Raw genomic sequence first — 523 nt, forward strand, 5'->3', positions numbered from 1 at the left:
CGCCGTGGCAAGCTTCACGGTGCCAAACGTGGCAACGTCAATGTGCTATCTGGGGCGCCTTACGGCTACCGCTATATACGCAGGCAGCTCGACGGGACACCGGCCCACTACGTCATCGAACTGCCCCAAGCCGCAACGGTAAGAGCGATGTTCCAATGGGTAGGTCTGGAGCGCCTGAGCATCGGAGAAGTGGTACGCCGGCTTGCCGAGGCTGGTACCGAAACGGCTTCGGGGAAGCCGTTCTGGGATCGTAGCGTGGTGTGGGGCATATTGCGCAATCCGGCTTACATGGGACGGGCCGCGTTCGGCAAAACGCAGGTGCGCGATCATCTGCATGTACGTGTGCGTGCCAAACGCCACAGCGCCGATGTGCCCAAGAAACCGTATTCAACGATACGTGCGGATCCGCAGCAGTGGATCGAAATTCCGGTTCCGGCCATCATCAGTGAAGCGCTGTTCCATACCGTCCAGGAGCAGCTTGCAGAGAACCGCAAGCGGGCACGTCAGCGACGGGATAATGCGC

The 523-nt window shown here is 60.4% G+C and carries 1 protein-coding gene; it reads left to right on the top strand.

Annotated features, from left to right (window positions below; all coding sequences use genetic code 11):
- A partial coding sequence (locus J8I82_RS37930) for a recombinase family protein (RefSeq protein WP_209765783.1) occupies positions 1-523 on the top strand: 523 nt, incomplete at both ends.

The sequence above is a fragment of the Cupriavidus consociatus genome (genome assembly GCF_017814975.1).
GTDB lineage: Bacteria > Pseudomonadota > Gammaproteobacteria > Burkholderiales > Burkholderiaceae > Cupriavidus > Cupriavidus consociatus.